This window comes from Pseudomonas oligotrophica (assembly GCF_021726475.1).
GTDB classification, from domain to species: Bacteria; Pseudomonadota; Gammaproteobacteria; order Pseudomonadales; family Pseudomonadaceae; genus Stutzerimonas; species Stutzerimonas oligotrophica.
On record NZ_JAKJRU010000007.1, the window covers coordinates 213,420 to 239,894 of the forward strand.

General features: G+C 67.1%; 24 protein-coding genes. 8 read left to right on the forward strand and 16 right to left on the reverse strand.

All coding sequences use genetic code 11. The features are described from left to right. The first annotated feature begins 85 nt into the window (after positions 1 to 85). On the forward strand, positions 86 to 2,098 hold the full coding sequence (locus L3N39_RS16050) for a polysaccharide biosynthesis protein (protein WP_237258463.1): 2,013 nt from the start codon (positions 86 to 88) through the stop codon (positions 2,096 to 2,098). Between the two features lie 107 nt (positions 2,099 to 2,205). On the opposite strand, the gene L3N39_RS16055 is transcribed toward L3N39_RS16050, so the two are convergent. The 4 genes from L3N39_RS16055 to L3N39_RS16070 all read right to left on the reverse strand — a co-directional run bounded on the left by L3N39_RS16055 (position 2,206) and on the right by L3N39_RS16070 (position 6,208). Beyond that, positions 2,206 to 2,523 carry a nucleotidyltransferase domain-containing protein gene (locus tag L3N39_RS16055; RefSeq protein ID WP_237258464.1) on the reverse strand — a complete coding sequence of 106 codons (318 nt, stop codon included), beginning with the start codon at positions 2,521 to 2,523 and terminating at the stop codon, positions 2,206 to 2,208. Further along, positions 2,520 to 2,942, reverse strand: coding sequence for a nucleotidyltransferase substrate binding protein (locus L3N39_RS16060; protein ID WP_237258465.1), 423 nt, complete (start codon positions 2,940 to 2,942; stop codon positions 2,520 to 2,522). Before L3N39_RS16060 ends, L3N39_RS16055 begins: the two co-directional genes overlap by 4 nt. Positions 2,943 to 3,218: 276 nt before the next feature. After that, on the reverse strand, positions 3,219 to 3,626 hold the full coding sequence (locus L3N39_RS16065) for a PA2817 family protein (protein ID WP_237258466.1): 408 nt from the start codon (positions 3,624 to 3,626) through the stop codon (positions 3,219 to 3,221). 134 nt (positions 3,627 to 3,760) lie between these two features. Then, on the reverse strand, positions 3,761 to 6,208 hold the full coding sequence (locus L3N39_RS16070) for an acyl-CoA dehydrogenase (RefSeq protein ID WP_237258500.1): 2,448 nt from the start codon (positions 6,206 to 6,208) through the stop codon (positions 3,761 to 3,763). A gap of 363 nt (positions 6,209 to 6,571) precedes the next feature. Here L3N39_RS16070 and L3N39_RS16075 point away from each other — a divergent pair, with 363 nt between their 5' ends. The 3 genes from L3N39_RS16075 to queF all read left to right on the forward strand — a co-directional run bounded on the left by L3N39_RS16075 (position 6,572) and on the right by queF (position 9,199). Beyond that, a complete protein-coding gene (locus L3N39_RS16075; protein ID WP_237258467.1) occupies positions 6,572 to 7,504 on the forward strand; it encodes an ABC transporter ATP-binding protein in 933 nt (310 codons plus the stop codon). Then, positions 7,501 to 8,280, forward strand: a complete 780-nt coding sequence (locus L3N39_RS16080) for an ABC transporter permease (protein ID WP_237258468.1) — start codon at positions 7,501 to 7,503, stop codon at positions 8,278 to 8,280. Before L3N39_RS16075 ends, L3N39_RS16080 begins: the two co-directional genes overlap by 4 nt. 88 nt (positions 8,281 to 8,368) lie before the next feature. Beyond that, positions 8,369 to 9,199, forward strand: a complete 831-nt coding sequence (gene queF / locus L3N39_RS16085) for an NADPH-dependent 7-cyano-7-deazaguanine reductase QueF (RefSeq protein ID WP_237258469.1) — start codon at positions 8,369 to 8,371, stop codon at positions 9,197 to 9,199. 48 nt (positions 9,200 to 9,247) lie between these two features. Here the strand turns inward: queF and L3N39_RS16090 are convergent, their stop codons facing one another. Beyond that, positions 9,248 to 9,514, reverse strand: coding sequence for a DUF4404 family protein (locus L3N39_RS16090; protein ID WP_237258470.1), 267 nt, complete (start codon positions 9,512 to 9,514; stop codon positions 9,248 to 9,250). A 184-nt stretch (positions 9,515 to 9,698) separates the two neighbouring features. On the opposite strand from L3N39_RS16090, the gene L3N39_RS16095 reads away from it, so the two are divergent. Beyond that, positions 9,699 to 10,400, forward strand: coding sequence for an MlaA family lipoprotein (locus tag L3N39_RS16095; protein ID WP_237258471.1), 702 nt, complete (start codon positions 9,699 to 9,701; stop codon positions 10,398 to 10,400). 10 nt (positions 10,401 to 10,410) lie between these two features. Here L3N39_RS16095 and L3N39_RS16100 read toward each other — a convergent pair whose 3' ends face one another. Next, positions 10,411 to 10,710 (reverse strand): PilZ domain-containing protein, encoded by a 300-nt coding sequence (locus L3N39_RS16100; RefSeq protein WP_237258472.1) that lies wholly within the window; start codon positions 10,708 to 10,710, stop codon positions 10,411 to 10,413. 206 nt (positions 10,711 to 10,916) lie between these two features. Between L3N39_RS16100 and rssB the strand changes: the two genes are divergently transcribed. Both rssB and rssC read left to right on the forward strand, forming a co-directional pair. Next, positions 10,917 to 12,101: a two-component system response regulator RssB gene (gene rssB / locus L3N39_RS16105; RefSeq protein ID WP_237258473.1), complete on the forward strand. Its 1,185-nt coding sequence runs from the start codon at positions 10,917 to 10,919 to the stop codon at positions 12,099 to 12,101. Then, positions 12,098 to 12,580, forward strand: coding sequence for an anti-sigma factor antagonist RssC (gene rssC, locus L3N39_RS16110; protein WP_237258474.1), 483 nt, complete (start codon positions 12,098 to 12,100; stop codon positions 12,578 to 12,580). The genes rssB and rssC overlap by 4 nt, the downstream gene beginning before the upstream one ends. On the opposite strand, the gene tal is transcribed toward rssC, so the two are convergent. From tal to L3N39_RS16135, 5 genes are all read right to left on the reverse strand, one after another. Continuing rightward, on the reverse strand, positions 12,581 to 13,501 hold the full coding sequence (gene tal, locus L3N39_RS16115) for a transaldolase (protein ID WP_237258475.1): 921 nt from the start codon (positions 13,499 to 13,501) through the stop codon (positions 12,581 to 12,583). It abuts the gene before it with no gap. 123 nt (positions 13,502 to 13,624) lie between these two features. Then, positions 13,625 to 14,620 (reverse strand): tRNA dihydrouridine(20/20a) synthase DusA, encoded by a 996-nt coding sequence (gene dusA, locus L3N39_RS16120; RefSeq protein ID WP_348983405.1) that lies wholly within the window; start codon positions 14,618 to 14,620, stop codon positions 13,625 to 13,627. A 230-nt stretch (positions 14,621 to 14,850) separates the two neighbouring features. Further along, positions 14,851 to 15,987, reverse strand: coding sequence for a sodium ion-translocating decarboxylase subunit beta (locus L3N39_RS16125; protein ID WP_237258477.1), 1,137 nt, complete (start codon positions 15,985 to 15,987; stop codon positions 14,851 to 14,853). Positions 15,988 to 15,996: 9 nt separating this feature from the next. Further along, positions 15,997 to 17,769, reverse strand: a complete 1,773-nt coding sequence (gene oadA, locus L3N39_RS16130) for a sodium-extruding oxaloacetate decarboxylase subunit alpha (protein ID WP_237258478.1) — start codon at positions 17,767 to 17,769, stop codon at positions 15,997 to 15,999. A 14-nt stretch (positions 17,770 to 17,783) separates the two neighbouring features. After that, the gene (locus L3N39_RS16135; RefSeq protein ID WP_237258479.1) at positions 17,784 to 18,020 is read right to left on the reverse strand and encodes an OadG family protein; all 237 of its coding nucleotides are present in this window, start codon (positions 18,018 to 18,020) and stop codon (positions 17,784 to 17,786) included. A gap of 328 nt (positions 18,021 to 18,348) precedes the next feature. Between L3N39_RS16135 and L3N39_RS16140 the strand changes: the two genes are divergently transcribed. Then, on the forward strand, positions 18,349 to 19,389 hold the full coding sequence (locus tag L3N39_RS16140; protein ID WP_237258480.1) for a threonine aldolase family protein: 1,041 nt from the start codon (positions 18,349 to 18,351) through the stop codon (positions 19,387 to 19,389). Positions 19,390 to 19,400: 11 nt separating this feature from the next. Here the strand turns inward: L3N39_RS16140 and L3N39_RS16145 are convergent, their stop codons facing one another. From L3N39_RS16145 to L3N39_RS16165, 5 genes are read right to left on the reverse strand one after another with little or no spacing between them, the layout of a single operon-like run. Beyond that, positions 19,401 to 20,594 (reverse strand): type III PLP-dependent enzyme, encoded by a 1,194-nt coding sequence (locus L3N39_RS16145; RefSeq protein WP_237258481.1) that lies wholly within the window; start codon positions 20,592 to 20,594, stop codon positions 19,401 to 19,403. Continuing rightward, the gene (locus tag L3N39_RS16150) at positions 20,591 to 22,366 is read right to left on the reverse strand and encodes an IucA/IucC family protein (protein ID WP_237258482.1); all 1,776 of its coding nucleotides are present in this window, start codon (positions 22,364 to 22,366) and stop codon (positions 20,591 to 20,593) included. Before L3N39_RS16150 ends, L3N39_RS16145 begins: the two co-directional genes overlap by 4 nt. Then, on the reverse strand, positions 22,363 to 23,508 hold the full coding sequence (locus tag L3N39_RS16155; protein ID WP_237258483.1) for an MFS transporter: 1,146 nt from the start codon (positions 23,506 to 23,508) through the stop codon (positions 22,363 to 22,365). The genes L3N39_RS16150 and L3N39_RS16155 overlap by 4 nt, the downstream gene beginning before the upstream one ends. After that, complete coding sequence (locus L3N39_RS16160) at positions 23,493 to 25,277, reverse strand: IucA/IucC family protein (RefSeq protein ID WP_237258484.1); 1,785 nt, start codon at positions 25,275 to 25,277, stop codon at positions 23,493 to 23,495. Before L3N39_RS16160 ends, L3N39_RS16155 begins: the two co-directional genes overlap by 16 nt. Continuing rightward, the gene (locus L3N39_RS16165; protein ID WP_237258485.1) at positions 25,274 to 26,473 is read right to left on the reverse strand and encodes an ATP-grasp domain-containing protein; all 1,200 of its coding nucleotides are present in this window, start codon (positions 26,471 to 26,473) and stop codon (positions 25,274 to 25,276) included. Before L3N39_RS16165 ends, L3N39_RS16160 begins: the two co-directional genes overlap by 4 nt. Positions 26,474 to 26,475: the final 2 nt, after the last annotated feature.

A 26,475-nucleotide genomic window follows, 5' to 3' on the forward strand; every position in this document is an offset into this window, starting at 1 on the left:
TACGTGGGTGTATGTGTTGCCTGCAGAATGTTGCTCGCCTGGTTGGCCACTCGAGCATGTTCGGCGCTAAGGAAGGGGAAGGTTTGTGTTGAGGTTTGCTGAGAAACTTCGTGCCCGTCTGGTGCGGCTGCCGAGGCGGCAGAAGCGGCTGATTCAGGTGGCGACCGATGTGGTGCTGGTCTGGTCGGCTCTTTGGCTGGCGTTTTTCGTGCGGGTTGGCGAGGCCGGGTTTGTCGAGCCATTGAGTGGTCACGCTTGGATATTCGGTATAGCGCCGCTTCTCTCCATCCCTTTCTTTGTGCGCTTTGGCATGTATCGCGCGGTGATGCGCTATTTCGGCAACGATGCGCTGATGGCCATCGTCAAGGCCGTCACGCTGTCGGCGCTGACGCTGTCGCTGGCAATCTACTGGCGGAGTGACGTGCCGAAGGTAATTCCGCGCTCCATGGTGTTCAACTACTGGTGGCTCAGCCTGGTACTGATCGGCGGGTTGCGCCTGGTGATGCGGCAGTACTTCATGGGCGACTGGTTCTCGCCGGCGTCTCCATCCAAATTCAAGGGCAGGGATGCGGGGCTGCCCAAGGTTGCCGTGTATGGAGCGGGGGCGGCGGGTAACCAGCTGGTTGCGGCGTTGCGCATGGGGCGGGCGATGCGCCCGGTGGCGTTCATCGATGACGATCCCAACCTGCATGCGCGCTCCATCGCGGGGCTGCGTGTGTATTCGGCCCGGCACATTGAACGGATGGTCGAAGAGACGGGTGCTGGTGAGATTCTCCTGGCCATCCCTTCCGCGTCACGCGCTCGTCGTCGCGAGATTCTCGAAAAGCTCGAGCATTACCCGCTGCATGTGCGCAGCGTGCCAGGCTTTATGGACCTGGCCAGTGGCAAGGTGCAGGTCGAGGATATCCAGGAAGTGGATATCGCCGACCTCTTGGGCCGGGATGCGGTCCCACCGCAGCAGGCGCTGTTCGAGCGCTGCATTCGTGGCCAGGTGGTGATGGTCACCGGGGCGGGCGGTTCGATCGGCTCGGAGTTGTGCCGGCAGATCCTGGCGAACGAGCCGGATACCCTGCTGCTGTTCGAGCACAGCGAATTCAACCTCTACAGCATCCATCTGGAGCTTGAGCGGCGTATCGAGCGTGAAGCGCTGGCGACCCGCTTGGTGCCGATCCTGGGTTCGATCCGCAATGGCGAGCGGCTGCTGGACGTGTTGCAGACCTGGGGCGTGCAGACGGTTTATCACGCAGCCGCCTACAAGCATGTGCCGATGGTCGAGCACAACGTGGCCGAGGGCGTGCTGAACAATGTGATCGGCACCTTGAATACGGCCCAGGCCGCGGTGCAGGCGGGGGTGGCGAACTTCGTGCTGATCTCCACCGACAAGGCGGTGCGCCCCACGAATGTGATGGGTAGCACCAAGCGGATGGCTGAGCTGGTGTTGCAGGCGTTGAGCCGGGAGCTGGCGCCGGTGTTGTTCGGCAGCCGCGACGGCGTGCATCACGTCAACAAGACGCGCTTTACCATGGTGCGCTTCGGCAATGTGCTGGGCTCGTCGGGCTCGGTGATTCCGCGCTTCTACCAGCAGATCCGCGCCGGTGGACCGGTGACGGTGACCCACCCGAAGATCACCCGCTATTTCATGACCATTCCCGAGGCCGCGCAGCTGGTGATCCAGGCGGGCTCCATGGGGCAGGGTGGCGATGTGTTCGTGCTGGACATGGGCCAGCCGGTGCGCATTGCCGAACTGGCCGAGAAGCTTGTTCACCTGTCCGGCCTGAGCATTCGTTCGGAGAAGTGCCCGCACGGCGATATCGCCATCGAATTCACTGGCCTGCGGCCCGGCGAGAAGCTCTACGAGGAGCTGCTGATCGGCGACAACGTCAGCCCTACCGAGCACCCGATGATCATGACGGCAAGCGAGGAATACCTGCCGTGGGATCAGTTGAAGGCTTTGCTGAACCGCCTGGTCGCGGCGGTCGATGAGGATGATTACCCGCAGGTGCGCCAGTTGCTGCGCGAGGGAGTGAGTGGCTACAAGCCGGAAGGGGAGATCGTCGACTGGATCTACCAGCAGCGCAGGGCTGAGCCGGGGGAGTGAGGATTGCGGGGCGGTTGGAGACTGTGGTTGGGCGGCTCTTTACCGAAAAGAGCAACAGGACTTTGCTCTGTTGGAACACGGCCCACCAGATGGCCAGGGCAACGGGATCACCGATCCTTGCGGTAAAGCGACTTTCCAACCCGGGCAATGTGGTCGAGCAATTGCGGGTTGTCGATGTGCTGATGCAGCGATAGGTCGATCTTGTAGGGCAGCAGCAGGTCATCCAGCTCCAGCTCGATATCGAGTAGGTCTTGGTGGGAAAGATGGTCGCCCTTGAGTGTCAGGTCGATATCAGAACCGGGCCGGAAATCGCCCTTCGCTCGAGAGCCGTACAATATCGCTTCGCAGATGCCGGGAAATCTTTGGAGGGTATCCCGGATCGCCTGGAGATCCGCTTCCTTCAGGCCAGTATTGTCGATGCTCATTTGGTTGGCTCGACCCGCTGTGCCAGCGTCTTCTCCAAAGCTTTGAGCAGTGGATGATGCTGCAATCGGATATTGGCGAGGATCGCTTCGGCTGTCTCCTCGTTGTAGGTGTGCGAGGTCCGGTTGCGATCGGTGAGCATCTGCATCCAGCCGTGGCCATCGCTGATCAGTCCTTTGCTGAAGCCTTCGCGAATGGCGTCACGTGAGCCAACGATGCCATCGATACCTTGCCAGACCAGGAAATCCTTCAGGGTGTTCCAGCCTAGCTCATAGCAATATTCGAAGCCTTGGATAACGCCTTGCTTCTCGAGTTTCGATAAGTCGCGCTGCTGCATGAGCGACATTGCTTCATCAAGTTGCTTGAGTGCTTTTTGGAAGTTGTCCAGGCGTTGCTGCCAGCGCACATCGACGTTGTTCATTAGCCCAATCCATGTTGGTTTGGGTACAGAGTTTATAGATTGTTCGTCGGGAGGCCTATTTGATGTTGGCGTCACAGTCACAATCTTGCGCTGAGTTGCTGGGTCTTCCCATTTACCGGTGCCATTGTCAGCTTGCAGCGGAGCGGTGCGTACTGGTTGCGGTCTAAGCGTTTGCCAAATGGGCGTAGGGTGGAAAACCGCGCAGCGTTTTCCACCGCCAGCCGTGGCAAGAGGGCAGCCCCTGTACCGGATGCACACGGCGCGCCCTGCCCATGATCAATGCCGCGGGCTTTCGTCCGGCATGCTCAGCAGCTGTTTTTCCTGGTTCCAGTCGAACGGTTCGCCGCTTTGTTCGGCGTCATAGCGACGTTCTTCGAGTTGCTGGAAGACGGCGATTTCCTCGTCGGGCATGAAGTGCAGGCAGTCGCCGCCGAAGAACCACAGCAGGTCGCGTGGGACGAGATGGGCGACCTGCGGGTAGCGGTGGAAGACCTGGCAGATCAGGTCCTGGCCGAGGTGGCGCTCCTCGGGGATGCCCCGCAGGTTCATGACCAGTTCGTCGAAGCGCTCGATGAATAGCTGGTGGCTTTCGTCCGATACCTGGCCGGATTCGCCCATGGCGATGAGGATGCCGCGCAGGTGCGCCAGCAGCGCCAGGTTGTGGTCTAGGTAGGAATTGGCCATGGGGCACCTCGTTGATTCTGGGCGCGCGATTATAGGGCGCGCCGGAGCACTGTGTTCAGTTGATTGACTCGCCAGGGCGGGGAGGGTTCGCCGCGAAGGGCGGGCAGCCAGGGTCGCCGGCCGCCCGGTGGCGCTCAGCGCACGTGGCCGGGCAGCAGCACCAGCTCGTCCTTGGCGAAGTCGTCGACGTCGATCACCCGCCGCCTGGCCTGTTCGGCATCGCGCAGCTCGGCGGCTTCGGCGTCGCTCAGGATGCCTGCTGTGCTGGCGGCGGTGATCGGGCACTGGCCAGGCTCGGGCGTCAGTTCCCCGCTTTTCAGCGCCTGGTGCAGCTTGCGGTCCGCTTCACGGCTGGCGGCGATCCGCTCGAAGGCATGACGCAGGGCGCCGAGAGGTTGCTCGGTAGCCGCGGGACGATACAGGCCGTCGAGTAGCTGCTCGAGCGCCGGGTCGCCTTCGACCCGGCCGAGGATGGCGGCGACCTCGGCATCCAGCGCATCGGATGGGCCGATATGGCGTGCGCCGAAGGGGAACACCACCACGCGCAACAGGCCGCCGAGGATCCGGTTGGGGAAGTTGTCGAGGATCGCGGCGAGCGCCTGCTCGGCCTTGTGCAGGCAGTCCTCCAGGCCCCAGCGCAGCAGCGCTTCCTGCTCCTCGGGCTCGCCGAGGTCGTGGTAGCGCTTGAGCGCGGCGGAGGCGAGGTAGAGCTGGCTCAGCACGTCGCCGAGCCGGGCCGACAAGCGTTCGCGGCGCTTGAGTTCGCCGCCGAGCAGCATCATCGAAAGGTCCGCCAGCATGGCGAAGGCGGCCGCCAGGCGATTGAGCGCGAGGAAATAGCGGCGGCTGACGGCGTTGCCCGGCGCCTTGCCGAGGCGGCCGAAGGTCAGGCCGAGCACCAGGGTGCTGGCGGCGTTGCTGACGGCGAAGCCGACGTGCTGCATGAGCAGCTCGTCGAAGCGGCGCAGCGCTTCGTCGCGGTCCGGCTCCTCGGCCAGGGCCATCTCCCTGAGCACGAAGGGATGGCAGCGAATGGCGCCCTGGCCGAAGATCATCAGGTTGCGCGAGAGGATGTTGGCGCCCTCGACGGTGATCGAGATGGGCGCCGACTGCCACAGTCGGCCGAGGTAGTTGTTCGGGCCGAGGATGATGCCCTTGCCACCGTGGATGTCCATGGCGTCGCGGATACATTCGCGGCCGCGCTCGGTGAGGTGGTACTTGAGGATCGCCGAGAGCACCGAGGGCTTCTGGCCGAGGTCCACTGCGTTGGCGGTGAGGATGCGCGCGGCGTCCATCAGCCAGGCGTTGCCGCCGATGCGCGCCAGCGGCTCCTGGATGCCCTCGAAGGCCGCCAGCGGCACGTTGAACTGTTCGCGGATCGCGGCGTAGCGGCCGCTGACGTAGCTGCACAGCTTGGCCGCACTGGTGCCGGTGGCCGGCAGCGAGATCGAGCGGCCCACCGACAGGCAGTTCATCAGCATCATCCAGCCCTTGCCGATCATCTCGCGGCCGCCGATGACTGCGTCCAGCGGCACGAAGACGTCCTTGCCCCAGTTCGGTCCGTTCATGAAGGCCGCGCCGAGCGGCAGGTGGCGCCGGCCGATCTCGACGCCGCGCGTGCTGGTGGGGATCAGCGCCAGGCTGATGCCCAGTTCGGTTTCGTCGCCCAGCAGGTGGTCGGGGTCGTAGGTCTTGAAGGCGACGCCGAGCAGGGTGGCGACCGGGCCGAGGGTGATGTAGCGCTTTTCCCAGTTGAGTCGCAGGCCGAGCATCTGTTCGCCGTTCCATTCGCCGCGGCAGACGACGCCGGTGTCGGTCATGGCGCCCGCGTCGGAGCCGGCATGCGGGCCGGTGAGGGCGAAGCAGGGGATCTCGCTGCCCTCGGCCAGGCGCGGCAGGTAGTGGTTGCGCTGGTCTTCGGTGCCGTAGTGCAGCAGCAGCTCGGCCGGGCCGAGCGAGTTGGGGACCATCACCGTGCTGGCCAGGTCGCCGCTGCGGGTCGCCAGCTTCATCACGATCTGCGAATGGGCATAGGCCGAGAAGCCCTTGCCGCCGTATTCCCTGGGGATGATCAGGGCGAAGAAGCCTTGTTCCTTGATGTAGTCCCAGGCGGCCGGCGGCAGGTCCATCCGTTGTGCGATGTCCCATTCGCTGACCATGGCGCAGAGGGTTTCGGTTGGCCCGTCGAGAAACGCCTGCTCCTCGTCGGTCAGCCGGGCCCGTGGGTAGCCCAGCAGCGTGTCCCAGTCCGGACGGCCGCTGAACAGCTCGCCATCCCACCAGACGGTGCCCGCCTCGATGGCATCGCGCTCGGTGGCCGAGATCGGCGGCAGCACCTTGCGGAACCAGTCGAACAAGGGCGCGCTGAGATACTTGCGGCGCAGATCCGCGACCAACAGCGGCACGGCGACGACGATCAGCGCCAGCCAGAGCAGCGCGACCACCCAGCCGGCGACATCCTCGGCTGCGCCCATCGCCAGCAGGTAGACGGCGACCAGCGCCAAGGATGGAACCAGGCCCAGCCGCAGGTGGGCGATAAGGGCGATGCCAAGCAGCAGAACGAGCGTCCAGACCAGCGTCATGAGCGAATCTCTCCCGGTGAAGTATCCGTCCAGCATAGGCGCTCATGTCTCTGAAGGCCCGGGACGTGGTATTCGCCGGCGCTGTTGCGACGGCGTGACGCAGCGATGGAGGGGGCGCGGAAATCTGCGGTTGCAAACCGGATGCAGCATCCCCATATAGGCTGGGTCGGCGTCAGGGTGCTGGCTGCAGCGTGCAGGCAGGGCCGTCGCCGAATGCTGATCGCGGCGCCGTCGTTCGTTTTTGCTTCGAGCGGTCGGGCGTTCCCGTGCTGCCCCTCTCATCAGAACATCCATCCGGAGCGGCCCGGTGTCGACGATCGACGGATTCCCAAGCCCATCCCCTTGCGTTGTGTGCATCTACCTATGAGTACTGCTCTGTCCATCCGGCAGTTGACCAAGACCTACGGCAACGGCTTCCAGGCGCTCAAGGGCATCGACCTGGACGTCGCCGAAGGCGACTTCTTCGCCTTGCTTGGCCCCAACGGCGCCGGCAAGTCGACCACCATCGGCATCCTCTCCACCCTGGTGAACAAGACCAGCGGCACGGTCAACGTGTTCGGCCATGACCTGGATCGCGACCCGGCCGGGCTCAAGCGTTGCCTGGGCGTGGTGCCGCAGGAGTTCAACTTCAACCAGTTCGAGAAGGCCTTCGACATCCTCGTCACCCAGGCCGGCTACTACGGCATCCCGGCGAAGGTCGCCAAGGAGCGCGCCGAGCGCTACCTCAACCAGCTGGGGCTGTGGGACAAGCGCGATGTGTCCTCGCGGATGCTCTCGGGCGGCATGAAGCGCCGGCTGATGATCGCCCGCGCGCTGATCCACCAGCCGCGGCTGCTGATCCTCGACGAGCCGACGGCGGGGGTGGACATCGAGCTGCGCCGCTCGATGTGGTCGTTCCTCACCGAGCTCAACCGCGAAGGGATCACCATCATCCTGACCACGCACTATCTGGAGGAGGCCGAGCAGCTGTGCCGCAACATCGGCATCATCGACCACGGCCAGATCGTCAAGAACACCAGCATGCGCGAGCTGCTCAAGCAGCTGCACGTGGAGACCTTCCTGCTCGACCTCAAGGAATCGCAGCTGGTGGCGCCGCAGCTCGACGGCTACCCGGCGCGGCTGGTGGACGACCATACCCTGGAGGTGCAGGTAGAGAAGAGCCAGGGCGTCAACGAGCTGTTCCGCCTGCTGGCTTCCCAGGGCATCGAGGTCCTGAGCCTGCGCAACAAGACCAACCGCCTCGAGGAACTGTTCGTCTCGCTGGTGGAGAACAACCTGCAGAAGGTGGCGCCATGAGTGTCGAGATCCGCGCCAACTGGGTGGCGCTGCAGACCATCGTGCGCCGCGAAGTGCGCCGCTACACGCGCATCTGGCCGCAGACCCTGCTGCCCCCGGCGATCACCATGGTGCTGTACTTCGTCATTTTCGGCAGCCTGATCGGCAGCCGCATCGGCGAGATGGGCGGCTTCAGCTACATGGACTACATCGTCCCGGGGCTGATCATGATGTCGGTGATCACCAACTCCTACAGCAATGTGGTGTCGAGCTTCTTCAGCGCCAAGTTCCAGCGCTCCATCGAGGAACTGCTGGTTTCTCCGGTGTCGCCGCATGTGATCGTCGCCGGCTTCGCCCTGGGCGGCATCACCCGCGGCCTGGCAGTGGCGGTGATCGTCACGCTGCTGTCGATGTTCTTCACCGACCTGCAGGTGCATCACCTGGGCATCACGGTGCTGGTCATCAGCCTGACCGCGACGATCTTCGCCCTCGGCGGGCTGATCAACGCGGTGTTCGCGCGCAATTTCGACGACATCTCGATCGTGCCGACCTTCGTGCTGACGCCGCTGACCTACCTGGGCGGGGTGTTCTACTCGATCAACCTGCTGCCGCCGTTCTGGCAGGGGCTGTCGCTGGCCAACCCGATCCTGCACATGGTCAATGCGTTCCGCTACGGCATCCTCGGGGTGTCGGACATCCGCATCGGCGTGGCTATCAGCTTCATGCTGGCTGCGGCGGCGGTGCTGTACCTGGTCTGCGTCCGCCTGCTGCAGAGCGGCAGGGGCATGCGCCAGTAGCCGAAGCACTGCCGGCCCGCCTGACGGACCTGAAAAAAACGCCGCGAGGCTTTACACTGCGCGGCGTTTTTTCTTGCAGGTCATCGCGATGCAGCATCCCGCCGAGCTTTCGCCGCTGGGCAAGTCCAGCGCCTACGTTGCCACCTACAGCCCCGAGCTGCTGTTTCCCATCGCGCGCGCGCCGAAGTGGGCCGAGCTCGGCCTGAGTGCCGAGACGCTGCCCTATGTCGGGGTGGATATCTGGAACTGCTACGAGCTGTCCTGGCTGCTGCCGTCGGGCAAGCCGGTGGTGGCGATCGGCGAGTTCGCGATCCCGGCCGATTCGCCGAACATCATCGAGTCCAAGTCGTTCAAGCTCTACCTGAACTCGCTGAACCAGAGCCGCTTCGAAAGCCGCGAGGCCTTGGCCGAAACCCTGGCGCGCGATCTCTCCGGCGCTGCCGGCAAGCCAGTGCAGGTGCGCCTGCGCGGCCTGGACGAGGTGTCGGCCGAGGGCATCGGCAGGCTGCCGGGGCGCTGCATCGACGACCTGGACATCGCCATCGAGCACTACGACGAGCCGCGGCCCGAGCTGCTCGGCTGTGATCGGACGCAGGTGGTGGATGAGGTGCTGCACAGCCAGCTGCTCAAGTCCAATTGTCCGGTCACCGGCCAGCCGGACTGGGGAAGCGTGGTGGTTGACTATCGCGGGCCGGCGCTGGCCGCCGAGGGGCTGCTCGCCTACTTGGTGAGCTTTCGCCAGCATGCCGATTTTCACGAGCAGTGCGTGGAGCGCATCTTCCTCGATCTGCAGCGGCTGCTGCAGCCGGAGCGGCTGACGGTCTATGCGCGCTATGTGCGCCGGGGCGGGCTGGATATCAATCCCTACCGTAGCACCGAGTCGCTGGCGATCGACAATCGGCGCCTGGTCAGGCAGTGATGGCGGGAAGCAGGCCGCCGCTTGCCGGCAGGCCTGCTCGGCGCGGGCTCAGATGCCCATGTTCGCCAGGCTCTGCATGATGTTGCGCAGGGTCATGGCCATGTTCGGGTGACTCACCTCGAAGCGCTCGACCGCGAGGTTGACGCCGTCGACCAGCGAGTCGCTGTATTCGGTTTCGCCACGCGCGGCGAGGCGGGCTTCGATGTCCTGGGCAAGGGCCTGCAGGGACGCGCGCTCGTCGTCGGTGAGCGGGGTGTCCTGAGCCAGTTGGTTGCGCAGCTCGAGCAGCTGCGACTGCAATTCACGTTCCGGCATGTTGCTTCCCTCTTCGGTTACGGAGCGACCTGGTTAAGACCAGGCCGGATGCCGGAAGATTAAACCAGCCGCTGCCCGCTTGTCTGGTCCTTTGCCGCCTCCACGCGAAGCGGGCGATTGGCCTTATACTTCGCGCCGCGTGGGCGGCGGATGCCAGCCCAGTCAACAACACAGGAGAGTTGCGATGCCTACGATCGGTGCAGGTCGATTCGGGCTCATCAAGTCAGGCGTGCTGGCCGCGGTGGCCGCGCTGTCCGCCTTGCCGCTGCAGGCAGCCGAGGAAGACCCGTGGGAGGGCGTGAACCGCGCCATCTTCCGTTTCAACGACACGCTCGACACCTATACCCTCAAGCCGCTCGCCAAGGGCTACCAGAAGGTCACCCCGGATTTCGTCGAGGACCGGGTGAGCAACTTCTTCGGCAACCTCGGCGATGTCGTGGTAATGACCAACGACCTGCTGCAGGGCAAGCCGCGCGATGCCGGCATCGACGCCAGCCGCATCCTGTTCAACACCACCTTCGGCTTGCTCGGCTTCTTCGATGTCGCCACGCACATGGGCCTGCAGAAGAACGACGAGGACTTCGGCCAGACGCTCGGCGCCTGGGGGCTGGGCAACGGTCCCTACGTGGTGCTGCCGTTGCTTGGACCCAGCACGATCCGCGACGCCGCCGGCCGGGTGCCCGATGCGTTCCTGCAGCCCTATCCGTACATGGACCACGTGCCGACCCGCAACCTGACGCGCGGCGTGGAACTGGTCGACACCCGCGCCGGGCTGCTCTCGGCGGAGAGGATGATCACCGGGGACAAGTACGTCTTCGTCCGCAACGCCTACCTGCAGAACCGCGAATTCCGCACGCTGGACGGCCAGGTCGAGGACGATTTCTAGTCCTGGCGGGTCAGCTCATCGAGATGATGGCCAGGCCGACGTCGTAGTGGCCGTTGCCGTGCTCGGCGACCCGCACGACCTCGGCCTCGGCGTCCAGCCCTTTGAGCTCGCTGTGACGGGAGGGGATCAGCACCCGCACCCGTTCGCCCGGCTGCAGCGCTTCGTCGAGCAGTAACTGCATGCCGGTGCTGGACAGGTCCACGCAGGTGGCGCTCAGCTCGCGCTCGCCAATCCGAAGGTAGGCCGTGGCGTCGATGTGCATGCGGATGAAGTCGCGCTTTTCGCTGTACTGGCGGTCGTTCTGACTCATTGTTGTTCGTCCTCTGTTCATGGACCCAAGGGTTCTTATAGCCATCGGTAATCGAAGCCGCAAAGGCTGGCCGGCACGGCGCCCGTGCGGCTTGAAACCCCATTCGTATGGGAGTACCGTCTGCGCCTTGAAAGCAGCCGTGCCCCTTCCTCGGTACGGACTCAGGCTCAGACCATCATCCTGGCGAATTGTCGCCTGGCAGGACCATGCAGAAACCAAGCGCGACGCTGCTGATCATTGACGACGACGATGTGGTGCGAGCTAGCCTCGCGGCCTACCTCGAAGACAGCGGTTTCCGGGTTCTGCAGGCCGCCAACGGCCCCGAAGGGATGGCGCTTTTCGAGTCCGGCCAGCCCGATCTGGTCATCTGCGACCTGCGCATGCCGCAGATGGACGGCCTGGAGCTGATCCGCCAGATCAGCGAGCGCCAGCTGGACCTGCCGGTGATCGTCGTCTCCGGCGCCGGGGTGATGAGCGATGCGGTCGAAGCGTTGCGCCTGGGCGCCGCCGACTACCTGATCAAGCCCCTCGAAGACCTCGCCATGCTCGAGCATTCGGTGCGCCGTGCGCTGGATCGCTCGCGCCTGCGCCTGGAGAACCGCCGCTACCGCGAGCAGCTCGAGGCCGCCAACCGCGACCTGCAGGCCAGCCTGCACCTGTTGCAGGAAGACCAGGACGCCGGCCGCCAGGTGCAGATGAACATGCTACCGGTGACGCCCTGGAGCGCCGACGGCTTCGACTTCGCGCACCAGATCATCCCGTCGCTGTACCTGTCCGGTGACTTCGTCGACTACTTCCGCGTGGACGACCGGCGCATCGGCTTCTACCTGGCCGACGTGTCCGGCCACGGCGCATCCTCCGCGTTCGTCACCGTGCTGCTCAAGTTCATGACCACGCGGCTGCTCTACGAGTCCCGTCGCAGCGGCACCCTGCGCGAGTTCAAGCCCTCCGAGGTGCTCGATCACATCAACCGCGGGCTGATCAACTGCAAGCTGGGCAAGCACGTGACGATGCTGGGCGGGGTGATCGACATCGAGCGCGACATCCTGCACTACGCCATCGGCGGCCACCTGCCGCTGCCGGTGCTCTACGCCGACGGGCAGGCGCGCTACCTGGAAGGCCGCGGGCTGCCGGTCGGGCTGTTCAACGAGGCGACCTACCAGGACTTCCAGCTGGAGCTGCCCAAGGCCTTCAGCCTGACGCTGCTCTCCGATGGCATTCTGGACCTTTTGCCGGGCGACACACTCAAAGACAAGGAAGCCGCGCTACCGGAGCTGATCAAGAGCGCCGGTGGAACGCTGGGTGGATTGAGCAGCCTGTTCGGTCTCGCCGAAGTAGCCGACATGCCTGATGACATTGCCTTGCTGGTGTTGAGCAGGAACCTTTCATGAGTACTGGAAAGATCCAGTTCGCCGAGATGGACGGCACCTTCGTGCTCAAGTTCGTCGGCGAAATCCGCCTGACGCTCTGCTCGGCGCTGGATGCCACGATCGAGAAGATCTTCTCGTCGCTGAACTTCTCGTCCATCGTCATCGATCTGACGGAAAGCCGCAGCATCGACAGCACCACCCTCGGCCTGCTGGCCAAGCTGTCGATCCTCTCGCGGCAGAAGGTCGGCATGCTGCCGACGCTGGTGACCACGCACCCGGACATCACCCGGCTGCTGCATTCGATGGGCTTCGACCAGGTATTCAACATCGTCGACCGGCCGCTGCCCTGTCCGGATTGCCTGTCCGACCTGCCGAGCCAGGACCAGTCCGAAGAGGTGGTCAAGGCCAAGGTCCTCGAGGCTCACCGCATCCTGATGAGCCTCAACGAATCCAACCGCGAGGCCTTCCGTGACCTCGTCACCGCGCTGGAACGCTCCTGATCAGGCGCCCAGCAGCGCTTCCAGCTTCTCCTGATCCCGCGCGAACTGGCGGATGCCTTCGGCGAGTTTCTCGGTCGCCATGGCGTCCTCGTTCAACCCCCAGCGGAAGGCGTTTTCATCCAGCGTGATGCGCGGCTCGCCCGAGGCACCGGGCGCGAGACGGCGCTCCAGCACACCTTCGCCCTCGGCCAGCTGGCCGAGCAGCTCCGGGCTGATGGTCAGGCGATCGCAGCCGGCCAGTGCTTCGATCTGGCCGACGTTGCGGAAGCTCGCGCCCATCACCACCGTCTGGTAGCCGTGTGCCTTGTAGTAGTCGTAGATGCGCGTGACCGAGCGGACGCCCGGGTCTTCCGCGCCCTGGTAGTCGCGGCCCTCATGCTTCTTGTACCAGTCGTAGATGCGCCCGACGAAGGGCGAGATGAGGAATACGCCGGCCTCGGCGCAGGCCACCGCCTGGGTGAAGGAGAACAGCAGGGTCAGGTTGGTCTGGATGCCGGCCTTCTCCAGCTGCTCGGCGGCGCGGATGCCTTCCCAGGTCGAGGCGATCTTGATCAGCACCCGCTCACGGCCGATGCCGGCCTGCTCGTAGAGGCCGATCAGGCGCTCGGCGCGCTGGATCATCGCCTGGGTGTCGAACGACAGGCGCGCGTCGACCTCGGTGGAGATGCGCCCGGGGATCAGCTTGAGGATTTCCTGGCCGACCGCGACGGCGAACAGGTCGCAGGCCAGGCCGACATCGCCCTGGGCCTGGGCCCTGGCGGCGGCGAGATGCTCCGCATAGCGCGGCAGGGCCGCGGCCTTGAGCAGCAGGGAAGGGTTGGTCGTCGCATCGACCGGCTGCAGCCGTGCGATTGCATCGATATCGCCGGTGTCGGCCACGACCGTGGTGAACTGCTTCAGTTGTTCCAGCTTGGAAGTCATCAATGGGAGCTCCGTCCTGTGATTGGCAATGACCTTACCTGAGCGATTCGTCCGTCAGCAACGGGCTGGGCTCATGCGGCGGGCATTTGAGCCCGCCGCGGGCGCGGCGTTCCCCGCGCAGGCTCAATGCCCTTCGAGCAGCCCGATGGCCTGGTCGAGCAGTGCCAGCGGCTGGGCGGCCTTGTGGATGTCCACCGACAGCAGCTGGCGGAAGCGCCGCGCCCCGGGAAAGCCCTGGCCCAGGCCGAGCACGTGGCGGGTGACATGGTGCATGGCGCCACCTTCGGCGATGTGCCGCTCGATGTAGGGCCGCATGTTGCGCAGCGCCTGCGCACGGCTGATCGGCGTGGCGTCGCTGGCGAACAACTGCTGGTCGACCTGCGCCAGCAGGTAGGGGTTGTGGTAGGCCTCGCGGCCGAGCATGACGCCATCGAAGGTGCGCAGGTGCTCGCGGCATTCGTCGAGCGTCTTGATGCCGCCGTTGAGGATGATCTCCAGGTCCGGGAAGTCCCGCTTCAGCTGCGCCGCGATGTCGTAGCGCAGTGGCGGCACCTCGCGGTTCTGCTTGGGCGACAGCCCCTCGAGGATGGCGATGCGCGCATGCACGGTGAAACTGCGGCAACCGGCCTCGCGCACCTGGCCGACGAAGTCGCACAGCTCGGCATAGCTGTCGCGGCCGTTGATGCCGATGCGGTGCTTGACCGTGACCTCGACGCCGACCGCGTCGCGCATCGCCTTGACGCACTCGGCGACCAGCTGCGGATGGCCCATCAGGCAGGCGCCGATCATGTTGTTCTGCACCCGGTCGCTGGGGCAGCCGACGTTGAGGTTGATCTCGTCATAGCCGGCCGCCTCGCCCAGCCGGGCACAGGCCGCCAGCTCCGCCGGCACGCTGCCGCCGAGCTGCAGCGCCAGCGGATGCTCGCATTCGTCGTGGCGCAGGAAGCGCGCCGCCTCGCCATGCAGCAGCGCGCCGGTGGTGACCATCTCGGTGTACAGCAGCGTGTGGCGCGACAGCTGGCGCAGGAAGTACCGGCAATGGCGGTCCGTCCAATCCATCATCGGCGCGACGGAAAAGCGGCGGGACACTGTGGTTGCTGGCTTCGAGGGGAGATTCACTGGTACATCCTATGCGCGTCGGCCACGTGTGTTCGGCGGTACAGGGCGATATCAACGTGCCGCGGTACGACGCAGCTGCGCCGTCCTGATCGGTACCACCGGATGGGGCGCCATTATGACGCGCAGACGCGTGGATGGCGCTATGAGTTGCGCCGCCTGGGCAAAGGGGGGCGGGAAGGTGCCGAGCCCGGCAGCGATGCCGCGGGCTCGGCAGGGGGCGGCCGCTTGCCTCAGCCGGCCATGTTGAGCAGGATACCCGCGGCCACCGCTGAGCCGATCACCCCGGCCACGTTCGGCCCCATGGCATGCATCAGCAGGAAGTTCTGCGGGTTGGCTTCCAGGCCCACCTTGTTGGCGACCCGCGCGGCCATCGGCACCGCGGAGACACCGGCGGCGCCGATCAGCGGGTTGATCGGCGTCTTGCTGAAGCGGTTCATCAGCTTGGCCATGATCACCCCGGCCGCGGTGCCGCCGGCGAAGGCGACCATGCCCAGCAGCATGATCCCGAGGGTCTTCATCTGCAGGAAGGCGTCGGCCGAGAGCTTGGCGCCAACCGCCAGGCCCAGGGCGATGGTGACGATGTTGATCAGCGCATTGCGCGCGGTATCGGCCAGGCGATCCACCACCCCGCACTCACGCAGCAGGTTGCCGAAGGCGAACATCCCCACCAGCGGCGCGGCATCGGGCAGCAGCAGGCCGATCAGCACCAGCAGCATCAGCGGGAAGACGATCTTCTCGCTCTGGCTGACATGGCGCAGCTGGGTCATGACGATGGCGCGTTCCTGCTTGCTGGTCAGCGCGCGCATGATCGGTGGCTGGATCAGCGGCACCAGCGCCATGTAGGAGTAGGCGGCCACGGCGATCGGCCCGAGCAGGTCCGGCGCCAGCTTGGCGGTGACGAAGATCGAGGTCGGCCCGTCGGCGCCGCCGATGATGGCGATCGAGGCGGCTTCCTTGAGGGTGAACTGCAGGCCGTCCAGGCCGAGCGAGCTCAGCGCCAGGGCGCCGAGCAGCGTGCCGAAGATGCCGAACTGCGCCGCGGCGCCGAGCAGCAGGGTCTTGGGGTTGGCGAGCATCGGCCCGAAATCGGTCATCGCCCCGACGCCCATGAAGATCAGCAGCGGGAACACCCCGGTGGGCAGGCCCACCTCGTAGATCAGGTGCAGGATGCCGGCGCCTTCGGCCATGTTGGCCACCGGAATGTTGGCCAGCAGGCCGCCGAAGCCGATGGGAATCAGCAACAGTGGCTCGAAGCCCTTGCGGATCGCCAGGTAGATCAGCCCGAAGCACACCAGCATCATGAAGATCTGCCCGGGCGCCGCGTGGTACAGCCCGGTGCTGAACCAGAGTTTGCTCAACGTTTCCATGTCCGCTCCTTAGCCGATGGTCAGCAGGGTGTCGCCTACCGCCACCGCGTCGCCGACCTTGACGTTGACGCTGGCAATGGTGCCGGCCTTGAATGCGCGGATCTCGGTTTCCATCTTCATCGCCTCGAGGATCAGCACCAGGTCGCCTTCCTGCACCTGCTGGCCCGGCTGGGCGAGCACCTTGAAGATGTTGCCGGCCAGCGGCGCGGCCTGCGGCTCGCCGCTGCAGGGCGCGGCGTTCGAAGCGGCCGCCGAAGCCTGAGCGCCGACAGGCTTGATGCCCTCGATGTCGCCGCCGTCGTTGACCTGCACCACGAAGGACTTGCCGTTCACCTCGACGGTGTACACCTCCGGCTTGCCGGCCTCGCGCATGGGCGCCTCGTTGCCGGTCGGCACGGGCTCGAAGGCCGCGGGGTTGCCGCGGTTCTCCAGGAACTTCAGGCCGATCTGCGGGAACAGCGCATAGGTGAGCACGTCGTCGATCTCGTCGGCGGCCAGGCTGAAGCCTTTCTCCTTCGCCAGCGCGCGCAGCTCGGCGGTGAGCTTGTCCATCTCCGGCTCGAGCAGGTCGGCCGGGCGGCAGGTGATCGCGGCCTTGCCATCGAGCACCCGGGCCTGCAGCTCGGCGTTGAACGGAGCGGGGGCCGCGCCGTACTCGCCCTTGAGCACGCCGGCGGTTTCCTTGGTGATGGACTTGTAGCGCTCGCCGGTGAGCACGTTGATCACCGCCTGGGTGCCGACGATCTGCGAGGTCGGTGTCACCAGCGGGATGAAGCCGAGGTCTTCGCGCACCCGCGGGATTTCCGCGAGCACCTCGTCGAAGCGGTCCTGCGCGCCCTGTTCCTTGAGCTGGCTTTCCATGTTGGTGAGCATGCCGCCGGGCACCTGGGCGACCAGGATGCGCGAGTCGACGCCCTTGAGGTTGCCCTCGAACTTCGCGTACTTCTTGCGCACCTCACGGAAGTAGGCGGCGATCTCCTCGAGCAGCTCGAGGTCGAGCCCGGTGTCGCGCTCGGTGCCCTGGAAGATGGCGACCACCGACTCGCTCGGCGAGTGGCCGTAGGTCATCGACAGCGAGGAAATCGCCGTGTCGACGTTGTCGATGCCGGCTTCCACCGCCTTGAGGATCGCCGCGGTGGACAGGCCCGCGGTGGCATGGCACTGCATGTGGATCGGGATCGCCAGGCTGGCCTTCAGCCGCGACACCAGCTCGAAGGCGGTGTACGGGTTGAGGATGCCGGCCATGTCCTTGATCGCCACCGAGTCGGCGCCCATGTCCTCGATTTGCTTGGCCAGGTCGACCCACATCTGCAGCGTATGCACCGGGCTGGTGGTGTAGGAAATCGTGCCCTGGGCGTGCTTGCCGACGGCCTTCACCGCTTTCAGCGCGGTCTCCAGGTTGCGCGGGTCATTCATCGCGTCGAACACGCGGAACACGTCGACGCCGTTGATGGCGGCGCGCTCGACGAACTTCTCCACCACATCGTCGGCGTAGTGCCGGTAGCCCAGCAGGTTCTGGCCGCGCAGCAGCATCTGCTGGCGGGTGTTGGGCATGGCCTTCTTCAGTGCGCGGATGCGCTCCCAGGGGTCTTCGCCCAGGTAGCGGATGCAGGCGTCGAAGGTCGCGCCGCCCCAGGATTCGACGGACCAGAAGCCGACCTGATCGAGCTTGGGCGCGATCGGCAGCATGTCATCGAGGCGCAGGCGGGTGGCGAGGATGGACTGGTGCGCGTCACGCAGCACCACGTCGGTGAGGCCCAGGGGCTTGTTGGCTGGCGTCATGGGAGCGATTCCTTTCACGAACGGCGCGCGCGGTGGCGCTGGATGGCGAGCGAGATGGCTGCGAGGGTGTCGGCGTCCACCGATTCGGTGCTGGTCGTGCCAGCCGCTGGCTGCGGTAGCGGCGCGAAGCGGGTGACGATCGCCGACATCAGCTGCACGCTGAAGATCAGCAGGATCAGGAAGGCGAACACGAAACCCATGCCGAACAGCATGAGTTCCACACCTGCGAATAGAAGCTCAGTCGAAGTCATACGCCGTGGCGCTCCTGGGGTTGTTATTTTTGGCTGGCGCGAGCTTACCAGATGCTTTGCCGCCAACCGCGATCGATGTTCCGTTGCACGATTGCCGGCTGCGGGCCCGCGCGGAGCCTGGCCTGTGCCGATGGCACGGCGCAGGATGGCGAGGCTTCGGCCCGGTGTCGATGTGGCCCTGCGCCACGGCTCACGAGTGTCGTGGCAGGCGGAATGGCACCGGCGCCTGGCTGCTGACCATTTCCTGTTTGCACTGGGCGCACCTGGGCTCTACAAACTAAGGGGGCTGCCAGCCACCGTCGGCAGTGCCATTGCCAATGAGGATTCGATGAGCGATCAGCAATTTGCCAGCGACAACTATTCCGGCATCTGTCCCGAAGCCTGGGACGCCATGGCCCGGGCGAACCAGGGCCATGAACGGGCCTACGGTGACGACCAGTGGACTACGCGTGCGGCCGATCACTTCCGCGAGCTGTTCGCCACCGACTGCGAGGTGTTCTTTGCCTTCAACGGTACGGCGGCCAACTCCCTGGCGCTGTCGTCCCTGTGCCAGAGCTACCACAGCGTGATCTGCAGCGACATCGCCCACATCGAGACCGACGAATGCGGTGCGCCGGAGTTCTTTTCCAACGGCTCCAAGCTGCTGCTCGCCCGGACCGAGCAGGGCAAGCTGACGCCCGCGGCGATCCGCGAGGTCGCCCTGAAGCGCAAGGACATCCATTACCCCAAGCCGCGCGTGGTCAGCCTGACCCAGGCCACCGAGGTCGGCACCGTCTACCAGCCGGACGAACTGCGCGCCATCAGCGATACCTGCCGCGACCTCGGCCTGCACCTGCACATGGATGGCGCCCGCTTCGCCAACGCCTGCGCGCACCTGGGCATCTCGCCGGCGGAGCTGAGCTGGAAAACCGGCGTCGACGTGCTCTGTTTCGGTGGTACCAAGAATGGCATGGCGGTCGGCGAGGCCATCCTGTTCTTCAACCGCCAGCTCGCCACCGACTTCGAGTACCGCTGCAAGCAGTCCGGCCAGCTCGCCTCGAAGATGCGCTTTCTCTCCGCGCCCTGGGTCGGGCTGCTGGAAAGCGGCGCCTGGTTGAAATACGCCGCCCACGCCAACCACTGCGCAAGCCTGCTCGCCGAGCTGATCCAGGATGTGCCCGGCGTCGAGCTGATGTTTCCGGTGCAGGCCAATGGCGTCTTCGTCAGCCTGCCGCCGCCGGCGCTCGAGGCGCTGAAGAGCCGCGGCTGGGTGTTCTATACCTTCATCGGCGTCGGCGGCGCACGCTTCATGTGCTCGTGGGATACCCGCGAGGCACGTGTGCGCCAGCTGGCCGCTGACATCCGCGCGGCGGTCAGCGCCGCCAGCTAGTCGGCGCCGGGCTAGCCGGGCAGCGGCTCCAGGTAGAGCCGCTGCGGTGGCTCGTGCATCAGGAAGTGCTGGTGCGAGATGTTCCAGGCGTAGGCGCCGGCCAGGGTGAACACCAGCAGGTCGCCGACCGCGAGCGCTGCCACCGGCTGCTGGCGGGCCAGCACGTCCTTGGGTGTGCACAGCTGGCCGACCAGGGTCACCGGCTGGTGCTCCAGCTCCGCTGGCGCCGCACCGCGCACCACCACGAAGGGGTGGTCGTGGCCCTGCGCCGCCGGGGTGCGGAAGTGGTGGGTGCCGCCACGGGCCACGGCGAAGTACTGGCCGTGGTTGCGCTTGATGTCCAGCACCTCCATCAGGTAATAGCCGCAGGCGGCGGTGAGGAAGCGGCCGATCTCGAAGCGGATGCGCGTTCCGGCCATGCCTTCCTCGGCGATCAGCGCAGCAAGCCCCGCGCAGAAGCCCGGCCAGTCGAAGGAGCGGGCGTGGTCGCGGTAGTCGATGCCCATGCCGCCGCCGACATTGAGCAGTGTCAGGTCCAGGCCGTGGCGCGCGTTGAGCTGGCGGAAGCAGCGGAAATAGCTGCGCATCAGCTGCAGGTGCGCGGCGCTGTCCAGCTGGTGGGAGAGCATATGGAAGTGCAGGCCCTCCAATTTCAGCCAGGGCTCGCCGGCAAGCAGCGCCAGCGCCTCGTCCAGGGCTTCCTCGTCGAGACCGAACGGGGTCGGCTTGCCACCCATCACCAGGCGGCTGTCGGGCGCCTCGTCGAGCTTGAGGTTGAGCCGCAGCAGCACCGGTGCCGGGCGGCCGCAGGCCCTGGCGACGGTCGCCAGGCGGCGCAGCTCGCCGAGGCTTTCCACATGGAAGGCGGCGATCCCGCAATCCATCGCCGCGGCCAGTTCGCTGTCCAGCTTGCCGGGGCCGCCGAAGATCAGCGGCTTGTCCGGGTGACATTCGTGCAGCCAGCGCAGCTCGCCGCCGGAGGCCGCCTCGAAGCCGTCGACCCAGGGCGCCAGGGTGCGCAGGATCGGCGCTTCGGGGTTGGCCTTGGCGGCGTAGAACAGCTCGCAGCCGGCCGGCAGCGCCTCGCGCAGGGCGCGGGCGTGGCGGGCCAGCGCCGGCAGGTCGTAGAGGTAGGCGCACAGCGGCTCGCGGCGCTGGCGGCGCAGCGTGGCGATGGCCTCGTGGATGGCAGCGGGCAGGCTCATCGATCGTCTCCATGGGCGGCGGCCAAGGGATTGGGCAGGGCGGTGTAGCCGGCCTCGCGGTCGGCTTTCATCAGCAGGCGGGTCATGAAGTTCTCCTTGCTTGGCAGCGGGGCGCCGGCGCACAGCTCGCGTAGTGCAGGCGGGTCACCGAGCGGGGTGCGCTGCGTCTCGAGGATTGCCGCGATCTCGCGCCACAGGCGTTTCTCCAGCGCCGCGTCGCCACCGGCCAGGTGGAACACCGCCTCGCCGAGGTTGTTGACCAGCGCGCAGTAGGCGACCCGCTTCCAGGCCTTGTCGGCGTCGTAGTGCAGCGAGGCGCGGGTGCGCGCGTCGAGGTGGGCGAGGCGCTCGGCCGGCCAGTGCTCGGGGATCAGCTTGGTGCCTTCCAGGTCGCGGATCCACACGCGGCAGGGCAGGCCCTGTTCGTCGAAACCGAGCAGGGTGTTCTGCAGGTGCGGTTCGAGCACCACGCCGTGGCGGAACAGGCAGTGCAGCGAGCCGCCGAGCAGCAGCCCGGCGTAGGCGCGCAGCCAGCGCACGGCGGCCTCGGCCGGGGCCACGCCGAGTTGCGCCGCGCACTGCGCGACCAAGGGCTGGCAGACGCTGTGCCCGTCCAGGCTCCAGGTGAACAGCGCCATGGCGACCCGCGGCTGGTAGCGTACGCGGCTGGCCGCGTCGAGATTCTGCCGGTAGAGGATGCCGAAGCACTCGGTGACCTCGCGGGCTTCCTCGGTGCTGCCGTAGGCGGACAGGTCCAGGGTGCTGGCGGCAGGCTCGGGCATCAGCGCAAAACCCGGCTGGCTGGCGCCCAGCTCTCGCATCAGCGGGCCGAGCAGGCGGGTCAGCGCCACCGCGCTGTCCAGTTCGTACCAGGCGTTCTTGCGCACGCAGTTGGTCAGCCGCACGTGGATCGAGAACTTCAGGAAATGGCTCAGCTCGGGATGGTAGAGGGTGCGCACCGATGAGGTCGGGTAGAGGGCCAGCCCCTGCGGACCGAGGTATTCCACGAGGCCGAGCTTGCGCACGCGCTGGACCAGCGGGTCGGCCAGCACCCGGGCGACTTCCCATGGGTGGCACGGGTAGAGGTGCTCGGCGCCGGCCACCTGGGCGAGCAGGCCGCGCGGGTCGTCGCCCTGGTGGCGCACCAGCGCCGGATCGACGCGGAACCAGTGCAGCGGGAACTGCGCGCCGACTTCCGGCGAGCAGGCCAGGAGGTCGGCCTCGGAGACGCCATCGCGGCTCTTGGGCGTCGGGTGCAGGGCATGGCCCCAGACTTGCCTTTGCTCGGAATGCAGCAGCGTGTCGACCTGCCCGGAGCTACCGACCTGGGGCTGGTTGGCGGCAGTGGCGTGGCCGAGGAAGGTACGCGTGATGCGCAGGCTGTTGTCGATCTGCTGCAGCAGTTCGGCGTGGCGTTCCGCGCCGGTCAGCGGGGTGAGCAGCAGGCGCGCCAGGCTATTGGCGTCCAGCGCCTGCCAGCCCTGGCCGTGGCCCTTGAACCAGGGCGCGCTGAGGAAGCGGCAGCGGCCGAGTGCGCTGGTACGGTCGGCGAGCAGCGCCAGGCGACTGCCGTCGGCCAGGCGTAGCTGCACGCGGCGGCCGGGCAGCTGGCGCAGGCCCATGGGCAGGTCATGGGCCTGGCAGTCGAGGCTGGCCTCACCGCGCGGCAGGGCGTACTCGCGCAGGTAGCAGTTGAGCAGGCAGTCGATGGCATGGCGTTGGGCGGCACCGTCGAGGGTACGTTCGTGGGGCGTGCGGGTGGCGAGAGTCATGCGGCGGTCTCCGGCGAGCGGGCATATAGAGGGGTGGCCACGGCCAGCGCGGCGAGCGCGGCCAGGCTGGCGATCAGGAACGGCATGGCGGCGCCGTGCAGCTGGACGGCGAGGCCGGCGACCAGGCCGGCGGCGCTGCCGGCCCATTTGCCGCTGGCGTCGAACCAGCCGAACAGGCGGCCGGCACCGGCGCGCTTGCGGCGCTCGGCGAGGCAGCGGTGCAGGCCGACGAAGCCGAGCAGCATGCCCAGTCCGCTGAGCAGGCGCAGGGCGACCAGCAGCTCGGCCGGCAGGCGCAGGAACTGCAGCAGGTTGGCCAGCGCCAGCATGGCCAGGCCCATCGCCAGCAGCGGGCCGCCGCGCCGCTGCACCCAGGGCAGGGCGAGCAGGTAGACCAGGTGCGGCAGGCTGTAGAGCAGGCCGATCAGCGCATCGTTGGCGAGCCCCAGGTCTTCGCCGTAGGGCACGAAGTAGGGGAAGGTCACCACCATGGCGAAGCTGAACAGGAACTGCACGGCGAGCAGGCGCAGCAGGTCCGCCGGCAGCTCGCCGCCTCCCCGCGTGCCGTCCGCCGCCGGCGCCTCGGTGCGCGGCGCGTCGACCGGCAGCGGCAACACCAGCACGAAGGCGGCCAGCGGCAACCAGGCCAGGTAGCGGTAGATCTCCAGCCCCAGGCCGGCGCTGGCCAGCAGGCCGACCAGCACCGGGCCGGTGAGCAGCGCCAGGCGCGCCGAGTACTGGGTCAGGTTGAGCGCGCGCGCCAGGCCTTCGCCGGCCAGTTGGGTCGCCAGGTAGGCGTTCGACGCCGCCATGGCACCGCCGAAGGTGCCCTGGACCACCAGCGCCAGGGTGAACACCGCGAGGTTCGGGCTGAAGCCGGCGAGCAGGAAGCCCGCGGCCAGCCCGGCATGCGCGCGCAGCAGCGACAACCGGCAACCATGGCGGTCGGCCAGGCGCCCCCAGACGGGCGCCGCCAGCGCGGTGCACAGGGTCGGCAGCACGTAGAGCACACCGATGCTCCAGGTCGGCGCCGGGGCGTCGAGGTCGGCGAGGATGCGCGGCAGGAACAGCGGCGCACCGAGGGCGGTGAACGCCGACAGGTAGTGTCCGAGCAGGACGCTGGCGGTCAGTCGGCGGGACATGGGGCCGCCTCCTGCAGGACGTTCGCCGCGCTGTAGCCGTAGAACTTGTTGATGTCCGCCGCACCGGAGTGCGCCTTGCTGAACAGGCTGCCGGCACTGAGCAGGTACTTCACCGGCAGTGTCGGGGCGTCGAGCAGGAAGTGGCGTGCCTCGTCGACCGCTACGCCGTCGTCCTCCAGCGTGTCGAGGGCGGTGGCCAGGCGTTCACGCAGCAGCGCATAGAGGCTTGCGCGTTCGGCCAGGCCGGCGGCGGCGATGGCTTCCAGCGGGGCGAGCATGTTCAGTTGCAGGGTGATGGTGCAGAACATCTCGGCCAGCGGCCGCGCGCCATCGACGCAGATTCGCTCGTCGCGCAGCTCGGCCAGGCGCGGCGCGAGGTCGGGACTGGCGCTGGCGAAGCGCGCCGGCCACAGGCGCGCGGCATCGTTGTCCTTCATCAACAAACGCAGCGGCCGGCCGGCCTCGAACAGCAGCACGGCGTTCTGCTGGTTGGCTTCCAGGGCGATGCCGTAGACCAGCCAGAGGCGCAGGTGCGCGGCCAGCAGCAGGTCGAGGTACTCGCGCCACCAGGCCAGCAGGTCGCCTTGGTGGAAGCGCTCGGCCAGCGCCGCGACCAGCAGGCGACCGTCGGGCAGTGCGCTGGCCAGGGCGGCGACCGGCACCAGGGTCGCCTGCGCCAGGTCGTCCGGGTAGTGGCGCAGGATATAGGCCAGGTGGCGCTCGCCGGCGACGTGGCCGCCGTGTTGCTCGTCGACGTGGAGATAGCGCGCACCAAGCTGGCCGTCGCGCGCAGCGAGCGCCTCCAGCACGGTCTGGAACCAGTGGCCGTCGTGGATGGTGCTCGGCTTGATCAGGCGCAGATTGCGCGCGCCGAGGGTGCGTACCAGCAGCGGCAGCTTGATATGCCAGCGCGGGGCATCCACGCACATCACCGTGCGCACCGAGAGGGTCGGCTCCACCGCCAGCGCGGCGTGCGGTGCGCGCAGGCAGCCGGCCGGCAGACCATGGGCGTCCAGCTCCGGCCAGGTCAGCGGATGCACTGGCAGTAGCGCGTGGCTGCTCTCCAATGACGGGTCCAGGCCGACCGTGGCGAAGCCCGGCCAGAATGCCGGCGGCGTGCTGGTCTGCTCGAGCAGCGCCCTGGGCACCGCCAGCCAGCGCAACTGGAAGCGCGGCGCGAACTCCGGCGCGTAGCCCTGCAGCGCCGCGGTGTCGAAGCCGCTCTTGGCCCGCGCGGTGGGGTAGAAGGGATGATCCAGGTAGCTGGCCAGGCGATCGATACCGAGCAGGCGGCGGCCCCAGTCGGGCTCGTCGAGAATCCGCTGCAGCCCGCCGGCATGCGTGGCGTAGGCTGCGCGGCACAGCCGGCGATGCTCGACCGCGCAGTCGGCCTCCTCGAGGTAGTCGGCGAACAGCGCCAGGCTCTCGCCATCCAGGCCGCGGGCCAGGTGCTCCAGCCAGCGGCGATAGCCCTGCTCCAGCTCTACGTGCTCGCCTTGGCGGCGCAGCCAGCGGTCGCCGAGTGCACTCCACGCCTGCAGCGGGCCGCCGGCGCGCACCGGCAGCCACAGCTCGCCACCGCCCAGGTGGTCGATGCACAACCAGTGCGGCTCCGCCGGTTGCGGCCAGTGCGCGGCCAGTTCGGCCGGTAGCTGACCGATGCGTGAGCGGCCGAGCAGGCCGCGGATGTCCTCGCGCAGGCAGCAGTCGAGGATGCGCTGGCCGATGGCGGTGCGGTCGTGATCGAGCTCGAAATCGTTCGGGTTCATGCCAGCTCCCAGCGCAGGTCGCCGCGCACGGCCGCGAACTGTGCCTGCAACGCCGCCTCGTCGGGGGCGATCAGGCGCAGCACGCCGAGGTAGTCCTTGTTCGAGTGGCTGAGGTGGATCTGCTCGCCCGCCTCGCGCAGTGCGCAATAGTCGGTCCAGTAGCCCGCTTTCTCGGCGCTGAAGCTGGCGGAGGTTTGGCGCAACTGGCCGCCGTGCGGGGCGACGAGGTAGTGGACCAGCGCCGCGGCGTCGCTGGGCTGTGCTTCGGCCAGCGGCTCGCCGAGGTGCAGGGCGAGGATGCGTGCGAACCAGCCCTGCGGCAGCAGGCGGTCGAGGAGGAACTCGCGGCCGTCGCCGATGCTGCGGTAGTTGATCTCGACCAGCACCGGGCCGTCGGCGGTGAGGATGAACTCGCTGTGGCAGACGCCGAAGTTGACGCCGAAGGCGGCCACCTGGGCCAGCGCGGCGCTGCGGGCGGCGCGGCTCAGCGGGCCGTTCCAGCGCGCCTCAAGCTCGACGAAGTGCGGTGGCGGCGAGAGCGTCACGTCGAAGCCGCCGATGGCTTGCAGGCTTTGGCCGTCGCCGAGGGTTTCCAGGGTGAACAGCGGACCTTCGAGGTAGGCCTCGAGCAGTAGTGCGCGGTTCGGCTGGCGCTGCCAGAAGTCCGCGCAGTAGTCGGCCAGTTCGGCCGCGTCGTGGCACAGCTGCACGTCCAGGCTGGCGACACCCTCGCGCGGCTTGGCTACCAGCGGAAAGGGCGCGTCGACGGGCAGCGCCGCGCCGGGCGCCAGCACCCGGAACCAGGGCCCCGGCAGGCCGAGGCGCTGCAGGCGCTCGCGCATTTCCGCCTTGTTCTTCGCCGCGTGGCAGATCCGCCAGTCCTTGCCGGGGCAGGCGAAGGCCTCGGCGACCAGGGCGCAGCTGGTCTGCAGGTGGTCGCTGTTGGAAAACACCGCGCGCGGACGCTGGCCATGGGCGTGCAGCAGCTCGATCACCGCCAGCGGGTTGAACACGTCGCACTCGAGGATATCCAGGCCGTCGACCGCGATCCCGGCATCGGCCAGGTGGTGCCAGTGCTCCTGGGCATGGTCGGTGAGGATCAAGAGCGGTTGTCCGCTCTGCTGGGCGGCGGGCAAAAAGCCTTGGCAGACGGCATGGGTGGCGACGTGGCTGAGGATGACGATGGGCCTTTGCATGG